Genomic DNA, 17,707 nt, shown 5'->3' on the forward strand with positions numbered 1-17,707 from the left:
TAAAGAGTTAGAAACTGACATTGATACCAAATGAATAAGTCCGCATCAACGGGTAATTCATGATGCTTGAGTTCTCCGGATCATAAGCTTTAATTTTATCTTGCAGCAGGAACAGGTTGGTTCCCATCAGGAAGAATTTCATTTGTGAAAGACCCCATTTGGATACCAGTTGTTGCGGCAGCTGGTAAGTGATATTCACATTCTTCAAGCGCAGGAATGAAGTATCTTGAATCCAGAAAGTCGATTCCTCAGAAGCTCCGTTGTCGGCTCCTGCCCTTGGGAACTTGGCATCCGTGTTCTCCGGTGTCCAATAATCTGCCCTCCATGCATATGCGGAAGCTTCCATTCCTTCCCATTCTGTACGCTGGTCATAAAAACGTTTACCTCCGGCTACACCTTGGAAGAATAAGTCCACACTTAATCCTTTCCATGCCCCACCCACGGAGAAGCCGTAATTGATGGGGGATTTGGTATGCTTTATAATCCATTCTTTATCATTATCGTCAATCTTTCCATCCGGTTCGTCCGAGTTTGCACCTCTTATATCCCTGTAATTCAGCATTCCCAGTTCCGGTTTTTTCCCAAAGATGGTATATCCTTCGGGCAGTGCGTCGAGGTCGGCTTGTGTACGGATGATGCCGGTTGCCACATATCCCATGCTGCGGTCTGTGTTATATCCTAATTCTGATTTATAAGGACGTAAGTTTTCAGCTTCGTCTTTAGTGATTAGCTTATTGGTGGCGTAGCCAAAGTTGGCATTGATATTATAGGTAAAGTCTTTTCCTATTTTGTCTTTGTAGGAAAGTTCTATTTCGAAACCTTTCGTGTCAATCGTTGCGTAGTTTTCTTTAGGCATGACTCCTCCGAAGGTGGAAGGCAGGCTGGCCAGGCGGTCTCCTAAAATATCGTAGGTATGTTTATAGAATCCACCGGCACTTAATGACAGGCGGTTGCGTAAGATCTGCATATCAAATCCGTAATCTATATCTAATGACTTTTCCCAAGTGATTTCGGCATTGGGGATTACATCAGCGGAAACTCCGTTGCTTAGCGCACCGAAATAGGCGCCTGAATTCAAGTTGTAGCGTTGCATCCATTGCCAGCCTCCCACAGCATCATTTCCCAGCAAGCCTATGGAGCCGCGGAGTTTCAGGTAATCAATGAAACGGACGTTGTTTTTGAAGAAATTTTCTTCTGAGATCCTCCATGCTGCCGATACTGACGGGAAGAATCCCCAACGGTGTTTTGGGTCGAAGTTGACAGAACCGTCATAGCGGAAGGAGGCTTCCAGCAGGTATTTGTTGTCGTATGTATATCCCAGGCGGCCTACATAAGAAAGGCGACCGCTTTCTGAACCTTTACCGTTGAATGTCGAATCTTTAGGATCGGAGCTTCCGGCAAAAATCTGGTCTACGGCCGAAGAGATGAAATAGTTGCGTTGTCCGTCCATCCAGTCGGTTGTGCCTTCATACTGTTCGTATACAAACAGGGCGTTGATATCGTGCTTGCCGAAGGTATTGTTGTAAGTCACCATGGCATTGAGCTGGTAGCTATTGTCGTTATTGTATTTTTCGTATAGGAAATCTCCGTCATCTCTGGTTTTCACATAGTCTAGTTCATTGGTCTGTATATGGTTGTGTGAACCTGTGGTCTTGAAAACATACAGGTCGTAAGGACGGCTGAACTGTTTAATGAAAGTATGCCGTTCATATTTGTTGTATGCCAGTTTCAGGCTTAAGCCTTTGATGAAAGGAACATCATATTGGAAGGCTACGTTTACTTCATAGTTGGAATAACGCTTTTTATTGTATCCGCTATTTCCATTGATTACTTCCATCGGGTGCCATGCCAGGTAGGTTCCGTTGGGTTTCCCGTCAATATAAGGGGCAAAAAGTCCGCGGCGCAGTAATCCGTTGTATAGGTTGTTCATATTGTCGTTGTCATTGTCCCATTTCCAATAAGGTTTATGGTCGTTGCGTGTATCCATGTTCAAGTTCAAAGATACTTTCAGGTCTTTGGTGATATTGGCGTCAATATTGCTGCGGATACTGTATTTTTTGAAATTAAGGTTGTCGAATGAACCTGTTTCGTAATAATAGTTTCCACCGATAAAATAGCGCACCTTGTCATTACCACCGTTTACATTCAGCGAATGGCGGGTGACAACGGGGGATTTCCAGGTCTCATCCATCCAGTCGTATGAGTGATTTTTGTAATATTCCAGTTCATCTTCGGCATAATATTGAGCATCGCCTTCAGGAACCAAATGGTTGCGCAAAGCTTCATTGGTGTATAAAGCTTGCTCGTATGCATTGAACATATCTGGTATCTTGGTTGCTTCCGATACACCGATTGATCCTGTATAATTGATGGTCGGTTTGCCTATCTTACCTTTTTTGGTAGTAACCAGGATAACACCGTTGGCGGCACGCGAACCATAAATGGCCGCCGAAGCGCCGTCTTTCAAAACGGAAAGGTTTTCTACTTCACTGGCGTCCAGCCCATCGAAGGCAAACTTGTCACGGACCACGCCGTCAATGATGTACAGCGGGTCGGTGCTGTTCCAAGTACCGTCGGCACGGATGGATACGGATGAGCCACCTCCCGGTTTGCCGGCTGTTTGGGTGATGTTGACTCCGGCCAACCGACCGCTTAGTGCATTGGAAAGGTTGGAGGCAGGTACATTTTCGATTACTTCGGAATTAATGGAAGCTACCGAACCGGTCAGGTTGACTTTTTTTTGGGTGCCATAGCCTATCACAACGACTTCTTCAAGGGCTTGTGAATCTTCCTGAAGGATGATGGAAACCATGCTTTTATTGCCTATCGCTATATTTTGGCCGATGTAGCCGATATAAGAGATAGCTAAGGTTGCTTTGTCCCCTACTTCAAGGGTAAAATGCCCATCTATGTCTGTAATGGTTCCGTTGGTCGTTCCTTTTTCCAGTACACTGGCACCGATGATGGCTTCCCCATTTTTGTCAATGACCGTCCCCGTCACCTTTTTTTTAGTTTGCTGTGCAACATGAGTTTTATCGTTTTTGGGGGAGAATACGATGTAATTGTTGGTATGTTCGTATTTTAGATTGGAACTTTTCAACAGTTCTTTTAGCATTTCGCTTACTTTGGCTTTCTTCTTTGACAAAGTAACAATGCTCTTCACATTCAGTTCTCTGTTGCTGTACACTACCAAATAGTCTGTCTGTTTTTCTATTTCAGAGAAAAGGGTTTCTACCGTTACAGCGTTTGAAGGTAGTTCTATTACAGCGTTTTGTGCTTTACCGGTAGAAGCAAATAAGGGGAAAGCACAGAAAAACGTCAAAAATATAGTTACTTTCATAATATTTAATGTCCTGTTTTGCGTTTTTAGGCATAAAAGATGCCCTAACAAAGGTTTTATTTTCATATCTTTGTTTCCGATTAAGTTAATAATTTCTAGATTTTTGAAAGGGTTTGGAATACGTTATGCTTAATGTCGGGTTGGCAGGTGTTGGCGCATCTGCCGACTTCTTTTTTGATTAAGGCATACGTGTGGATGGATATTCTTCTTATGTTTTCATGGTTCTTCTTGATTTTATGGATTAGACAATAAGGTTAACGGTATAAAGTAATTTCATTCGTATTCTCTTTTTGTTTTATTTTGAAAGGGTGTATTTTCTGGATAATCCGCAAGACCTCCATTACCCCGTCGCGCTGGCGGAACTTTCCTGTGTATTCGTATTCCAGTATGGAGGTGTCTTTGACGATGATTTTCACGTCATAATAAAGTTCCAGTTTTTTCAATATATCTTTCAGCTTTTGTTTGTTGAAAGCATAAAGACCGTCTTTCCAGATGATGGGGTCTTTAGTGATGGGTACCACCAAGAAACGTCCATTGGCAGTTGCGGTTAGCTGTTGTTCAGGGCTTAACAGAACTCCTTGTTGTTCTTGTTCGGGATGGTAGACGCGTACGGATCCTTCCAACAGTGCAACGGTCACTTCTTCGGTAGGATAGTTGAACACATTGAATTGGGTGCCGAGTGCTTTTACATCCACCTTACCGGTAGAGACTATAAACGGCAAAGAGCCTTTCGCCACTTCAAAGAAAGCTTCTCCGCTGAGTTTTACCCGGCGTTCCTCACCGAATATGGAAGGATAGGTGAGGGTGGAACCGGCATTCACCCATACTTTGCTGCCGTCCGGCAGTACAATATGTGCGCGTTGTCCGGACGGGACAGAGAGTTTCTGAGTGACAGGTTGTGGTATATCCATAGTGATAAACGAGTAAGTAACCCACCATGTGGAAACCATACAGGCAATGACGATAGCTGCATAGCGTAACAAATGGAATGACAATCTTTTCTTTTTTTCTATCTGTCGGGCTTTCATGAAATGCTTCAGGCTTTCCTTACCTAATAATTCGTTTTTTTCTTGTGGGTGGAGTTTTACCAGTGATTGCAAGTGCTGGCAATTTATCATTTCCTTCTTCAGTTCTTGGTTGGAAAAGGCCTCCTGCAGTAAAGCTTTCCTTTCTTCTTTACTGAGTTCTCCTGCGTAATATTTTATAATTCGATGGTCCATTTTTTATCTGTTCTGTATAGTAAACGAAGGAAGAGAAAGAATCCGCCAAAAGAAAATGAAAAAAATCAGGGAAGAGCAAATAAAAAAAGAAGTAGAGGCAGGCAGTCTTTTAATTCCTCGCGTAATTTTTTGTATGCAATGGCCATTTGTGATTCTACGGTATTGATGGAAATTTGCAGTTCTGAGGCTATTTGCTGTTGTTTTTTACCTTCCAGTTTGTTCATGACAAAAATGCTTCGGCACCGTTCGGGGAGTTTCTGCAGAGCTTGTTTCAAACGTTCTTCTATGCCGGTTTCATCGGGGAAGTTAGTATTGAGGATTTCCAAAGAATCATATTTCATGCGTAAGGCCATATCAAATTCGCTTTGCATTTCGGCTACAGCTTCCTGTTCGTTCACCCGTTTGCGTAAGTAGTCGAGGCATTTGTTTTTGATGGAAGTAAACAGGTAAGCTGTAAGGTTGGTGTATGCGTCCAACCGGTCGCAGTGTTCGTATAAATGTAGGAACACGTCTTGAACGATGTTTTCGGCATCACTTTCGGACAATATATATTCGCGTGCGAAATAAATAGCACGCGAATACCATGTGATATAGAACTGTTCAAAGTTTGTCATGACGAATCACTTAAATGATTTAAATGCAAAATTAAGATTTTATATTGAAATATTTAAAAATGATAAGGATGAATGACTTATGGATGTTTTTTTACTATAAAAGAGTCTTTATAGCAGTTGCTGTATTTGTTCTTTTTTGAGTTCCGTATCAGGATGGAATGCCGGACTGCTCATGTATTTTTTCAAGCTATATAACAGTTGTCGGGCTTCGGGGCGTTTATCCATGTCTTGCCAAAAGTCTATACCTGAAACCAATATTTTTCCTTTACCTACTTTAGCTTCGAACAATAAGGCTAAGGGGCGATTGGTAAACCAGTCGTCGATGACGCGGACAATGGGATGTAGCTTGGGAGAAAGTTCGCAGAACTCAATTGCTCCGGAATGGCTCATGGCATCCCACCATTGGTAATCGCTATGATATTCTGTGGGGAATTCACTTAGAGCCGGATGTGCGGGATTGCATAATATGCCCAAGGTGTGAGGTGCTTGTTTGGCAGTCCATGCCGTATTCCAGAAAATGCTGGAGAAGCCTATCTGGATATCGCCCCCCAGTTCTTTGGACAAACTTCCTTTCTTTAGTGAAAGTAATACTGTGGCTCCTTTCTCAAGTGTGTTTAGGGTGATGGCATCCAAGCGATCGGTCATACAGATTTTATTTTCATTGGGAATGGCTTGTTGGGCTGTTGGGTATACCCAGATGTTCCAGTCATTTTTTCTATTGTTTACTGAAACTTCTAACACCAAGCGTTGTGGTGTGGTTACGGTAGTGAGTGGAGCAACTATTTCTCCTAAAGCAAAATTATTGCCGACAGGTATTTCTTTTGCATTCCATTCTCCTGATTGGAGGATGTTTCCTGTAACATCACGTAAAGTCCATCCGGTAGTTGCGTTTTTCAGAGGGCTATCTCCGTAGTGAGCGACCTCTACAGATGCTTTCAAAGTTTCATTGTTTGTGAAAATTAGTTTGGGCAGGCGTGCCAATGGTACGGTGGCATTGCAGAAACGGCTGTATTCTTCGGGAGAGATATATCCTTTCTCTTCCCAAAAGGCATCAAGCACACCTACCAGTGCGGTGCCTTGTCCCGGAAAATCGTATAAACCCAGCAATTGGAATCCTCCGAAGTCTTTAGTGCGGAGGGCGGCTTCTATGTCGGCTTTGTAACAAAGTACTTGTAATTTTCCAGATGCTAGAAGGAAACTATCGGCAAGGGCTTCCATGCCATTCTCTTGTAGACTTTCTTGGAATATTTCAAAGTTGGTAGGGCGCATTACACCTGTATACTTTTTCATTTCTTTAAAATTGGGATAGACGCACCATTGTCCTATTTCATGGCTTACTATGGGCTGAGTGAACCGGTTAATATATTCAGACCAATCGTAGTCCGTACGTGGTGTTTGGGCATTGATGATACTATTCAACCCTTGTCCCCATCCCTGTATGCGTGGCGAGGGATCGCTTAAAAAATCACTGACAGGCAAGTTGGGCCATCCGCCTGCAGTGCTATAAATTCGCCTGTTATCTTGTTTTTTCCAATAGGAGGTAAATTCGGCCAGATAATTATTGCTTCCTGCACCGGCAGGTTCATTGCCGTACATCATCATGCAGAAAGAAGGATGATTGCCAAAAGTTCTCACTATAGCTTCGCTTTCTTTTAGTATAAAGGCGTCCAATGGTTTCCCATCTCCGATGGTGGTGCTGCTGTTTGCCCAGGATGAGCACTCTATTTCCAGGTACATTCCCATTTTGTCGGCTGCACAAAAAGCAGCTTCGGGAGGACACCAGGAATGAAAACGTATATGATTCATACCGTGATTACGGCAGGCTGTGAATATCTTTTCCCATGAGGCTTGGTCGGTAGGTGGGTAGCCGGTTTTGGGAAAAACTGCACAATCCAGTGTTCCACGTAGAAAGACAGGACGTCCGTTGATGGTGATGTGGCGGTTTATTACTCTGAAATCGCGCATACCGAACTGCTCTGTATGAGTATCGGTAACCGTTGTTTCTTGATTGGTCAGGCTGGCTTTCAATGTATATAAATTCGGATTGAACTCATCCCACAGACAAATATTGTCTCCTAATGGAAGTATTGTTTCGGTTTTGTTCTCGCCGGGAAGGAGCACTACTTCTTGTTGTATGCTTTTCCCATTGGCTTTTAAGGTTAGAATAGCGGTGACTTTTGTCTTTTTTCTGTTTTTCAAGCATGTTTTTACGCGAATGTTTTTAGCACTGATATCAGGATAAATATCTGTGTGTGCTATGTTTACTTGTGGGCGGACTTGCAGGCACATGTCGCCTATTACTCCGTTCCAGTTACCTTGCGTGTGGTCTGAAATACTGTGTGAGTTTTCTCCCGGATCAATGTCTTTTATTCTGTTATCTATACGTAAAGTGAGTGTATGCTTGCCGGGAGTGAGTACATCGGATAAATCATATTGATGGGGAGTTCCGAGTGTGTTCTGCATGCCTATTTCTTTATCATCTACCCATAAACGTGTTTCCCAATGGCATCGTTCCAGAAAAAGAGAGATATCTTGCTGTTTCCAGTCGGTTGGAATATTTACTTCTTTCCGATACCATGCTGCACCTTTGTAGTATTTTACTGGTTGTAGCCAAAAAGGTATTTTGATGTTATCGGAGTTACGATATTTGGCATAACGTTCATTCTTAAAATAAGACTCATCGTTGATGCTTCCTGTCCAAGGTGTGCTAATGTCAATATCTTTTCCTAATCCATTGGAAGCCATGGAACCGGGCAACAGGATGCTGCCGCTCCAATTGGTGGAGTCTGTAGTAAATTGCCATTTACCTGTCAGATTAATCCGGTTTTCAGGTTGTGAACATGAAAGTGTTAACAGGGATAAGAATAATAAAGTGTTGATTTTCATTTGTTTGATTGCTTATGGTAATTGGTTAATGATATGTCAAATGTTGTCTCCTGCCCGTATTTTTTATTTCCTATCTGTGCGGAAAGGTGCTACAGGAAGTCCTTCTGCATTGAATAAATTTCCTACAGTCGCATCATCGAAACAGTAACGGACAGCAATCGGCTGTTTTACTTTGGGTGAAGAAACTATCAGCAGGTTTTCTTTGATATGTGCATTGGCAGGTACGAAATTTCCGTCATTTCCGGCTATCGTTACTCCTCTGATTTTTTTGTCGGGACATACTAATTTCTTTTCTGTATGACTAAAAGAGAGGATAGCTTTTCCTTTTTTGATGGTCATTTGTGTGAAGAAAGGTGTTTCATAACCTTTTTTTAATACTTTGTAAGTTTTTCCCAATACCAAATTAGCCAGTCTAAAGCCGGCTTCAGCTTTTTGGGCGGGATGGATGTTGTCAGGGTCACCAATATCGGTAGTGGTTATCAGTCCTACATTATCAACTCTATGTGCTACTTGTTCTTGTGCTTCACGTATCAATGCGGGACCATTATTGGTAGAGTGATAGTTGTATGGAGCTATTTGAACCATATAAAAAGGAAAATTTTTACCGAAGCCTTTTCGCCAACTTGCAATCATTTTTTCCATGAGCAAATTATATGATGACGGATTGTCTCTGTTTGATTCTCCTTGATACCAAATGGCTCCGGCAATGTCGTATGGCATTAACGGATGAATCATGCTGTTGTAAAGAACTCCCGGTGTTACCGGCCACCAGGGGTAAGGTTTGTTTATTATTGCTTCGGCAATGACTTTGTTGTTTATGACCGTGTCTTGCGGAGTCCATACTTCTGCAGGAGTTCCTCCCCATGCGGAAACAATTAATCCTATGGGTACATTGAGTTTCTGTTGCAGACGTTTGCCGAAAAAATAAGCTATGGCACTTCGCTTTTGCATTACTTCGGGGGTACATTGTTCCCATTGTGCATAGCAATTTTCTTGTGGAGATTTGCTCCCTTGTTTGCTCAGACTGAAGAAACGTATGTGAGGATGGTTAGCGTTGTTAATTTCTTCTTGCTGGTTATGGATTCCGTTATTGGGGCTCCATTCCATGTTTGACTGTCCACTGCATAACCATACTTCGCCCAATAGGATATCTTTCAGTATTATTTTGTTTTCTTTCCTGTTATTGGTGAATATTTGCAGGGTGTACGGACTCCCATGTCCGCAGGTGGGAATTTTGGTGCTCCAACGTCCGCAGTCATCTACAGAGGTTGAAATGGTATCATTGGGCATCCAGCTTCCTACTAATTTGACCGTAGTGCTTGCTTCTCCCCAGCCCCAAATAGAAACAGTACTTTGCTGTTGGAGTACCATGTGGTCCGAGAATATGGTCGGTAAATGTATTTGGGTAGAAGTTTGCCCATTTGTAACTGCATTATAGCATAATGCAAGAAAAATAGAAATAGTTTTAATAGTTCTTTTCATTATATTGTATAGATTAAGGTGAATGAATATTCCTGATAGAGGAATAGATTTACAAAAGAAATAATAATTGTTGTATAATCCCATAGATATTTTAGCTTAAATGATGGATTATATTTCTATTTTTGAGGGGGAATATTGTTTGGATGAAAATAAAAATCCCCGGTCAGGATATCACATCCTCCGGGGATTTACTTTTACTTTAAAGGTTAGTATAAATAGGTTAGGTCTTATACTTCTTATAGTGGAACATACTCTACAAACGCTTCCATTGCTTCATAGCATGCCAAACCTAGCTGGTCATACAATGCTGCTGTGCCGCGGTTGCGGTCTTCACTACGTTGCCAGAACAGACGTTCGTCATTACCCAAGAACGGTGCACTTTCCATCTGAGACTGGTGTTTCAAGATGGAGTTACGTTTAGCACGCAGTTCTTCGGGGCTGAACGGAACAGCCATTTCGATATTCTCTATTTCCCATTCTGCCCATGCACCACGGTACATCCATGTGCGGCAGTCTTTCAGCCATTCAGCTCCTGCTTCCTTTTCAATATCGATGGCGGCAAGAACAGCATCGGTACATACGCGGTGGGTTCCGTGCGGGTCAGCCAAGTCGCCGGCTACGAATATCTGGTGAGGCTTCACTTCGCGTAACAAATTCAGTACGATTTCTACATCGGCTTCGCTGATAGGATTCTTTTCAATCTTACCGGTTTCGTAGAACGGCAGGTCGAGGAAGTGGCAACGGCTCAAAGGAACTTGGTTGAAAGTACAAGCTGTGCGGGCTTCACCGCGGCGAATCAGGCCTTTGATGGTCAGGATGTCGCGTGTGTCCATATCGCCTTCCTTTTTTGCTGCAAGGAATTTCTTGATTTCAGCATACTTGTTTTTGATGGTCTCGTTGGAGTTGTCATCGAACAGTTGGTTGAAACCATTGATAAAGTGCATGAAACGTACCACTTCCTCATCACCTACGGCAATATTTCCGGAAGTCTCGTATGCAACGTGCACCTCATGACCTTGTTGAACCAAACGGCGCAAGGTGCCACCCATTGAGATAACATCGTCGTCAGGGTGCGGAGAGAAGATTACCACACGTTTGGGAAACGGTTTTGCGCGTTCGGGACGATAGGTATCATCTGCATTCGGTTTGCCGCCCGGCCATCCGGTGATGGTATGCTGCAAATCATTGAATATTTTAATGTTCACGTTGTAAGCAGAACCATAGAGTGCCAGCAGTTCGCTCAATCCGTTTTCATTATAGTCTTTGTTGGTAAGCTTCAGAATAGGCTTTTTCGTCTTCAGACATAACCATACGATGGCACTGCGAATCAATTTGTCATTCCACTCACAGTTGGTTACCAGCCATGGACGTTGGATACGGGTCAAGTGAGATGCTGCTGCCAGATCAATGCAGACATTTGCATTGTTGTGCAGCTGCAGGTAAGAAGCGGGAAGTGTGTCACTTACTTTATCTTCTACTGCTTTTTTGATGATATCGGCTTTGTCGTCGCCCCATGCCAACAGATAAACCTTGCGTGCTGCCATGATAGTGGCAACGCCCATAGTGATGGAACAAGGAGGAAGATTGTCAACACCCAGATTGTGTGCGGCTTCGGCACGCGAAGTGGAGTCAATCAGAATCAGTCGGGTAGGTGAGCTGAGGCTTGAGCCCGGTTCGTTCATGGCAATATTACCTTCACGGCCGATGCCCATTAAAATGATATCCATACCGCCAAATGTCTGGATGCGTTGTTCATACAGACGGCAGTATTCGATTACGGCTTCCTGAGGAATAGTACCGTCAATCGTAAACACATTCTGCTTATCGATATCTATCTGGCCCAAAAACAGTTCGTTGAGTTGTGCGAAACTGCTTCCTGCACCTTCGGCGGCCAAAGGATAGTATTCATATAAGTTGAAGATGACTACATTGCGGAAACTCAGTCCTTCGTCTTTATGCTTACGGACGAGTTCGGCATATAGCGGACGCAATGAAGCACCTGTTCCGGCACCAATCACGCAGAATTTTCCTTCGCGCTGGCGTTCCTGAATCTTGGCAGCTATTTCATTGGCGATGTGTTGCACTCCTTCGTCCACCGTTTCGTAGATGTCTGTCGGCACCTTTTCAAAACGGGTGAGAACGGAACGCTCTACCGCATTTTCGGGTTTATAATACTTCGGAGATACTCTGTTAAGAGAAATCTGCGAACTTAAATTTGTTCTCATAAAGTTACAAATTAGCTTTTTCGATGTCTTTGAAATACTTGTAAGTACTTACTTTCAGTTCATCTGTAGCTGATTCATCACAAACAATGATGCCATGTTGATGCATTTGCAATGCACTGATAGTCCACATTTGGGTGATACCGCCTTCGACAGCATGTTGCAATGCGCGGGCCTTGTTGTGACCGTTGCAGATAATCAGCACTTCTTTGGCTGAAAGAACAGTTCCTACACCTACTGTTAACGCAGTTTTGGGAACTTTGTTCACGTCATTGTCAAAAAAGCGTGAGTTTGCAATGATGGTATCGGTAGTCAGTGTCTTGATACGGGTGCGAGAAGACAGAGAAGAGCCCGGTTCGTTGAAAGCGATGTGGCCGTCAGGACCGATACCGCCCATAAACAGGTCGATGCCACCGATTTCGGCAATCTGCTTTTCGTAGTTTGCACATTCAGCTTCCAAGTCTGCTGCGTTTCCGTTCAGGATATGTACATTTTCTTTCTTGATGTCGATATGGTTGAAGAAATTCTTCCACATGAATGTGTGGTAGCTTTCAGGATGGTCTTCGGGTAGACCGACATATTCATCCATGTTGAAAGTAACAACGTTCTGGAAAGATACTTTTCCTTGCTTGTTCAGTTCAATCAGCGCTTTGTACATACCCAGCGGTGATGAACCGGTAGGACATCCCAATACGAATGGCTTTTCGGGAGTAGGGTTTGCCGCATTAATTTTACTTGCTACATAGTTTGCTGCCCATTGTGACAGTTTTTGATAATCAGGTTCGATAATTACTCTCATGGTTCTTTCTTTTTAAAGTTTTAAGTTAACTATTCGTTTTATTCTATTTATTGTCTGTTTTAGGATGAACTATTCACCCGAGATGCAATATTACTGAAAATCGGGGACATTCCCTTCAATAAATTGTTTTTTTCTTCCTGAAGGAGTGATTTTCTTTGTTTTATTAGCATTCTCTTTCGTTTTTATGGAAAATAACATTAAAAAACGGTTTTTCTAAAATGAAAAAGAGAGAATGGGATGGAAGGTCGGATGCATGCTATCTTCTTTAATTTATTAGGAAAGAAATAGGGGGGGATGCAGGTCATGGCTGATATTGATATGTAAATGATTTAGTAATGGAGTGCAATGAGTGAATTTATTTATTATATAGGGCTTATTTAATAATCGCCTGATTTGTGGGTGCGTAAACGGTATTGACAAATAATTCTTTGAAATTAGAAATAATTGACAGAAAGGTATAATATATTAGGTTTTATAAAATCTTTTTGCAAAATTCTCTCTTTGTGGAATGTGCTTTCATAAAAAAATAACTATATTTGTGAGCATTAACGGAATATTTTAATATGGGTGATAAGTTGTTGAAAGAGATAGAAAAAGGCTCTAAGTTGGCTGTGATGAAGAAACGTATCATCACACATTATATTTATAATGGTAGTTCTACCATTACTGATTTGGCAAGAGAAATGGATTTGAGTGTACCTACTGTCACAAAATTCATTGATGAAATGTGTGAGGATGGGTACATCAATGACTATGGAAAGTTGGAAACCAGTGGAGGCAGACATCCTAGTCTGTATGGACTGAATGCAGAGTCTGGCTATTTTGTCGGAGTAGAGGTGCGCCAGTTCTCTATTCACATGGGGTTGGTTAACTTTAAAGGTGACGTGATGCAGCTAAAGATGAACGTACCTTTTAGAGCGAAGAATACTCCTGAATGCTTGGATGAGCTGTGCAAGATAATAAAACAATTCCTTCAGAAACTTCCGATAGAACAGGATAAGGTATTGAATATTAATGTGAATCTTTCGGGACGTGTAAATCCTGATTTGGGATACAGTTATAGTATCTTTAATTTTGATGAGCGTCCGCTGTCGGATATTATTTCTGAAAAATTGGGCGGTTTCCGGGTGTCGATTGATAATGATACGCGTGCAATGATATATGGTGAGTATATGCAGGGTGCGGTGAAAGGTGAAAAGAACATCATTCTCATCAATGTCAGTTGGGGGCTGGGTATGGGCATTATCATTGATGGAAAGCTTTATAAAGGAAAATCAGGTTTCTCCGGCGAATTCGGACATAATTACGGATATGAAAATGAGATTATCTGTCATTGTGGAAAGAAAGGATGTATAGAGACTGAAGTTTCAGGTTCTGCCTTGCAGCGTATTTTATTGGAGCATATTAATAATGGAGAGACTTCTATTATTTCGAACAGTAGGAAGAACCTTGAGGAAATAACGCTTGATGATATTATTGCTGCTGTGAACAAAGAAGATTTGCTTTGTATTGAGTTGGTAGAAGAAATTGGCGTGAAGTTGGGAAGGCATGTTGCCGGATTGATTAATATATTTAATCCTGAACTGGTGATTATCGGCGGTGATCTTTCTCGCACAGGAGATTATCTGATACAGCCTATTACGACGGCAATCCGCAAGTATACGCTCAACTTGATGAATCGCGATTCTGTGATTGTGGAATCTAAATTGAAGGAGAGAGCCGGTATTATCGGTGCGTGCATGCTTTCTAGAAGCAAATTGTTTGAGTCTTAGCCTTTCTTTCGGTATATCTAGGGCAGATTAAATCCGCCCGAATGTACACGGTAAATCTTGAGGATGTGTAGACACTCTCATAAACTAAAAGTCACCCTCGCCACAGGTCGTTGTAGCGAGGGTGATTTTGATAAAGGGAGAGTTTTGACAGCTCCAGGTAACAATGTAACAGTTCTTTTTATTTGTATGCCAGTTCTCGTTTTAATATTTCCCAATCCTCATTAAATGCAGGCATGGAAGGAAATAACAGGTTTGCCCCTTCATCCCATAGCACTTGGTCGGGCAAAGGACCGGTGTTTACCGCAATCGTAAAGATGCCCGCAGCTACTCCGGCTTGTACTCCTAATGGCGCATTTTCTATAACGAGTGCTTCATTGGGCTGGAGGTGGGCTTTCTTTAAAGCCATTAAGTAAGGTTCGGGATTAGGTTTACCGTATTTTACGTCGAAAGCGGTAACCATCAGTTCCTTTTTAAATATGCCGGGGAAATTGTGGTTTAGTCTGTCTAATAGAGAGGTCTGTCCCGAACCGGTTACTACCATCGGAATGAGGCCTTCTTCTTTGATTTTTATCAGAACCTCATAGGCACCGGGCATTCTTTCTGCTATAGGGCATTTGTTGAATTCCTCAGTTTTTGCCTGATAAATCGCTTTGATTTCTTCTTCTGTAGCGTCATGTCCGCGTTCACGGCGGCTTACGATGTTTATCGTTGAGGCTCCTGTACGGCCTTCGTGCATGTAAGCTTCATCACGACTGAGCCCGAAGCCGAAACGGAGCATCACTTTGTGCCATGATTCGGCATGATTGGGCATAGAGTTGAATAATACGCCATCCATATCAAATAATACGGCTTTCAGATGGATGGCATCGTATCCGTGAGATTGGAGATAATTGTTTATTGCTTTTTGGAACATTCTTTTATTGTATCATAATGAAGCACGGATTACACAGATTCGCAGTCTTTAGTGGAACTGCATTCATCCGTGAAATCCGTGCCTAAATAAAAATCTTATAAATTATAATCTAGCTTGGATTGCTTTAGATTCTTCTTCGTATCCCGGTTTGTTCAACAGAGCGAACATATTCTTTTTGTATGCTTCCACACCCGGTTGGTTGAAAGGATTAACACCAAGAATATAGCCACTGATGCCGCAACCGATTTCAAAGAAGTAAATAATTTCTCCCAAATAGAATTCGTTCAGTTCAGGAACAATCAGACGCATATTGGGAACACCACCGTCTACGTGTGCCAATTGAGTACCCAGTTCTGCCATCTTATTTACTTCATCTACACGTTTTCCGGCCAAGAAGTTTAATCCGTCGAGGTTTGCCTCATCCGAAGGAACTTCAAGTTTATGATTCGGCTTCTCGACAGAGATTACTGTTTCGAAGATAGTACGTTCGCCTTCCTGAATCCATTGTCCCATAGAGTGGAGGTCTGTTGAGAAGTCTACAGAAGCGGGGAAGATACCTTTGTTTTCTTTACCTTCAGATTCTCCATACAGTTGTTTCCACCATTCTGATACATAATGCAATTTAGGCTGGAAGTTTACTAGAATTTCAATCTTTTTGCCGTCTTGGTATAAGGCATTACGGGTTGCTGCGTAAACGGCTGCGGGATTTTCTGCGAAAGGTGTATTGGGATTGCTGCAAAGAGACTCCATTGTGCGCGAACCTTCCACTAATTTAACGATGTCATATCCGGCTACTGCAATAGGCAATAAACCTACGGGGGTCAATACAGAGAAGCGACCGCCTACGTTATCCGGAATAATGAATGATTTATAGCCTTCCTTGTCGGCTGTTACACGTGCTGCTCCTTTTTTGGCATCGGTAATGGCTACAATTACTTTTTTTGCCATTTCTTTGCCACGTTGGTCTTCGCATTGTTTTTTCAGCAGGCGGAAAGCCAAAGCTGTTTCTGTAGTAGTACCTGATTTAGAGATATTAATTACACCGAATTTCTTGTCTTTCAAGAACTCTGTCAGTTCGAACAAGTAATCTTCACCGATATTATGTCCTGCGTAAATGATAGTCGGAGCATTTTTCTTTTCCTGCAACCATTGGAAGCTATTAGACAAAGCCTCAATGATGGCGCGTGCACCAAGATAACTGCCACCGATACCGGCAACGATGACTACTTCACAGTTTTCGCGAAGTACCCGAGCTGTTTCTTGCAAATCAGTCAAGTGTTCGGCAGTAATTGATGAAGGCAAGTGTAGCCAGCCTAAGAAATCATTACCTTTACCTGTACCGTTTTCCAGTGTTTCAATGCAGGTTTTTACCTGAGGTGCATAAGCAGCGATCGTTTCTTTTGAAACAAATCCGGCTACTTTGTCGATGTTTAAACTAATATTCTTCATTGTATCTGAATTTTATCTGAATGAATCAGTTAATAATTTTATCTCAATCATGGGCGAGATGCGCTCGTACAATATATTGTAAACGGCATCTACGATGGGCATGTTCACGTGCAAGTGCTTATTTAACTCCTTAATACATTTTGTGCCGTAGTAGCCTTCTGCTATCATTTCCATCTCTATTTGTGCGCTTTTTACGGAATACCCCTTACCAATCATTGTACCAAACACACGGTTTCGGCTGAAATTGGAATAAGAAGTAACAAGTAAGTCTCCCAAATAAGCAGAATCGTCGATAGAGCGTTCTACGGGGTGTACGGTGTTGAGGAAACGATTCATTTCCTGTATGGCATTCGATATCAATACTGCTTGAAAGTTATCGCCATATTTCAAACCACTGCAAATACCGGCAGCAATGGCATAAATATTCTTCAATACAGAAGCATATTCGATACCTGCTACATCGGGGCTTACTGAGGTCTTGATATAATGTCCGGCCAGTTGGCGGGCAAAGATTTTGGCTTTGTCAATATCCTTGCAACCGATAGTCAGATAAGAAAGACGCTCCAAAGCGACTTCTTCTGCATGGCAAGGTCCTGCGATAACGGCAATGTTGTCTTCGGGAACACCGTATACTTTATTAAAATAGTCGGAAACAATCAGGTTCTCGTCGGGGACGATACCTTTAATAGCTGTGACGATGAACTTGTCCTTTATTTTGGTTTTCAGCTTTTTGAGGTGGCTTTTTAGATAAGGAGAGGGAGTTACAAATATCAGCGTATCCGACTCCTTGACTATCTTGTTTATATCTGACGAAAAGTTGATGCGCTTGATGTCAAAGCGCACACTGGTCAGATAAGCCGGATTATGGCCGAGACGTTTGAATTCTTCAATTCGGTCGTCACGACGCATATACCAGTTGATTGATTCAGACTGAGCCAAGACTATCTTTGCAATAGCCGTGGCCCAGCTGCCACCACCCATTATTGCTATTTTACCGGGCAATTTCATGT

The 17,707-nt window shown here is 42.4% G+C and carries 11 protein-coding genes; 1 reads left to right on the forward strand and 10 read right to left on the reverse strand.

The window, feature by feature from the left end; genetic code table 11:
* Positions 1 to 7 precede the first annotated feature (7 nt).
* The 7 genes from QYT14_RS04190 to nagB form a co-directional block, all read right to left on the reverse strand.
* On the reverse strand, positions 8 to 3,340 hold the full coding sequence (locus tag QYT14_RS04190; RefSeq protein ID WP_288323979.1) for a TonB-dependent receptor: 3,333 nt from the start codon (positions 3,338 to 3,340) through the stop codon (positions 8 to 10).
* A 254-nt stretch (positions 3,341 to 3,594) separates the two neighbouring features.
* Positions 3,595 to 4,560: a FecR domain-containing protein gene (locus QYT14_RS04195; protein ID WP_288323980.1), complete on the reverse strand. Its 966-nt coding sequence runs from the start codon at positions 4,558 to 4,560 to the stop codon at positions 3,595 to 3,597.
* Positions 4,561 to 4,625: 65 nt separating this feature from the next.
* On the reverse strand, positions 4,626 to 5,174 hold the full coding sequence (locus QYT14_RS04200; RefSeq protein ID WP_288323981.1) for an RNA polymerase sigma-70 factor: 549 nt from the start codon (positions 5,172 to 5,174) through the stop codon (positions 4,626 to 4,628).
* Positions 5,175 to 5,282: 108 nt separating this feature from the next.
* Positions 5,283 to 8,060 (reverse strand): sugar-binding domain-containing protein, encoded by a 2,778-nt coding sequence (locus QYT14_RS04205; RefSeq protein ID WP_288323982.1) that lies wholly within the window; start codon positions 8,058 to 8,060, stop codon positions 5,283 to 5,285.
* 63 nt (positions 8,061 to 8,123) lie between these two features.
* The gene (locus QYT14_RS04210; RefSeq protein WP_288323983.1) at positions 8,124 to 9,542 is read right to left on the reverse strand and encodes a sialate O-acetylesterase; all 1,419 of its coding nucleotides are present in this window, start codon (positions 9,540 to 9,542) and stop codon (positions 8,124 to 8,126) included.
* 236 nt (positions 9,543 to 9,778) lie between these two features.
* Complete coding sequence (locus QYT14_RS04215) at positions 9,779 to 11,767, reverse strand: glucosamine-6-phosphate deaminase (RefSeq protein WP_237038256.1); 1,989 nt, start codon at positions 11,765 to 11,767, stop codon at positions 9,779 to 9,781.
* A gap of 4 nt (positions 11,768 to 11,771) precedes the next feature.
* The gene (gene nagB, locus QYT14_RS04220; RefSeq protein WP_237038255.1) at positions 11,772 to 12,563 is read right to left on the reverse strand and encodes a glucosamine-6-phosphate deaminase; all 792 of its coding nucleotides are present in this window, start codon (positions 12,561 to 12,563) and stop codon (positions 11,772 to 11,774) included.
* Between the two features lie 563 nt (positions 12,564 to 13,126).
* Between nagB and QYT14_RS04225 the strand changes: the two genes are divergently transcribed.
* Complete coding sequence (locus tag QYT14_RS04225; RefSeq protein WP_288323984.1) at positions 13,127 to 14,335, forward strand: ROK family transcriptional regulator; 1,209 nt, start codon at positions 13,127 to 13,129, stop codon at positions 14,333 to 14,335.
* Between the two features lie 178 nt (positions 14,336 to 14,513).
* Here the strand turns inward: QYT14_RS04225 and QYT14_RS04230 are convergent, their stop codons facing one another.
* The 3 genes from QYT14_RS04230 to QYT14_RS04240 all read right to left on the reverse strand — a co-directional run bounded on the left by QYT14_RS04230 (position 14,514) and on the right by QYT14_RS04240 (position 17,705).
* The gene (locus QYT14_RS04230; RefSeq protein ID WP_237038253.1) at positions 14,514 to 15,248 is read right to left on the reverse strand and encodes an HAD-IA family hydrolase; all 735 of its coding nucleotides are present in this window, start codon (positions 15,246 to 15,248) and stop codon (positions 14,514 to 14,516) included.
* Positions 15,249 to 15,350: 102 nt separating this feature from the next.
* Positions 15,351 to 16,697 carry a glucose-6-phosphate isomerase gene (locus QYT14_RS04235; protein ID WP_288323985.1) on the reverse strand — a complete coding sequence of 449 codons (1,347 nt, stop codon included), beginning with the start codon at positions 16,695 to 16,697 and terminating at the stop codon, positions 15,351 to 15,353.
* A gap of 12 nt (positions 16,698 to 16,709) precedes the next feature.
* Positions 16,710 to 17,705 (reverse strand): NAD(P)H-dependent glycerol-3-phosphate dehydrogenase, encoded by a 996-nt coding sequence (locus QYT14_RS04240; protein WP_005936570.1) that lies wholly within the window; start codon positions 17,703 to 17,705, stop codon positions 16,710 to 16,712.
* Positions 17,706 to 17,707 lie beyond the last annotated feature (2 nt).

Origin of the sequence: uncultured Phocaeicola sp., from assembly GCF_948499155.1 — a bacterium.
Classification (GTDB): Bacteria; Bacteroidota; Bacteroidia; order Bacteroidales; family Bacteroidaceae; genus Phocaeicola; species Phocaeicola faecalis.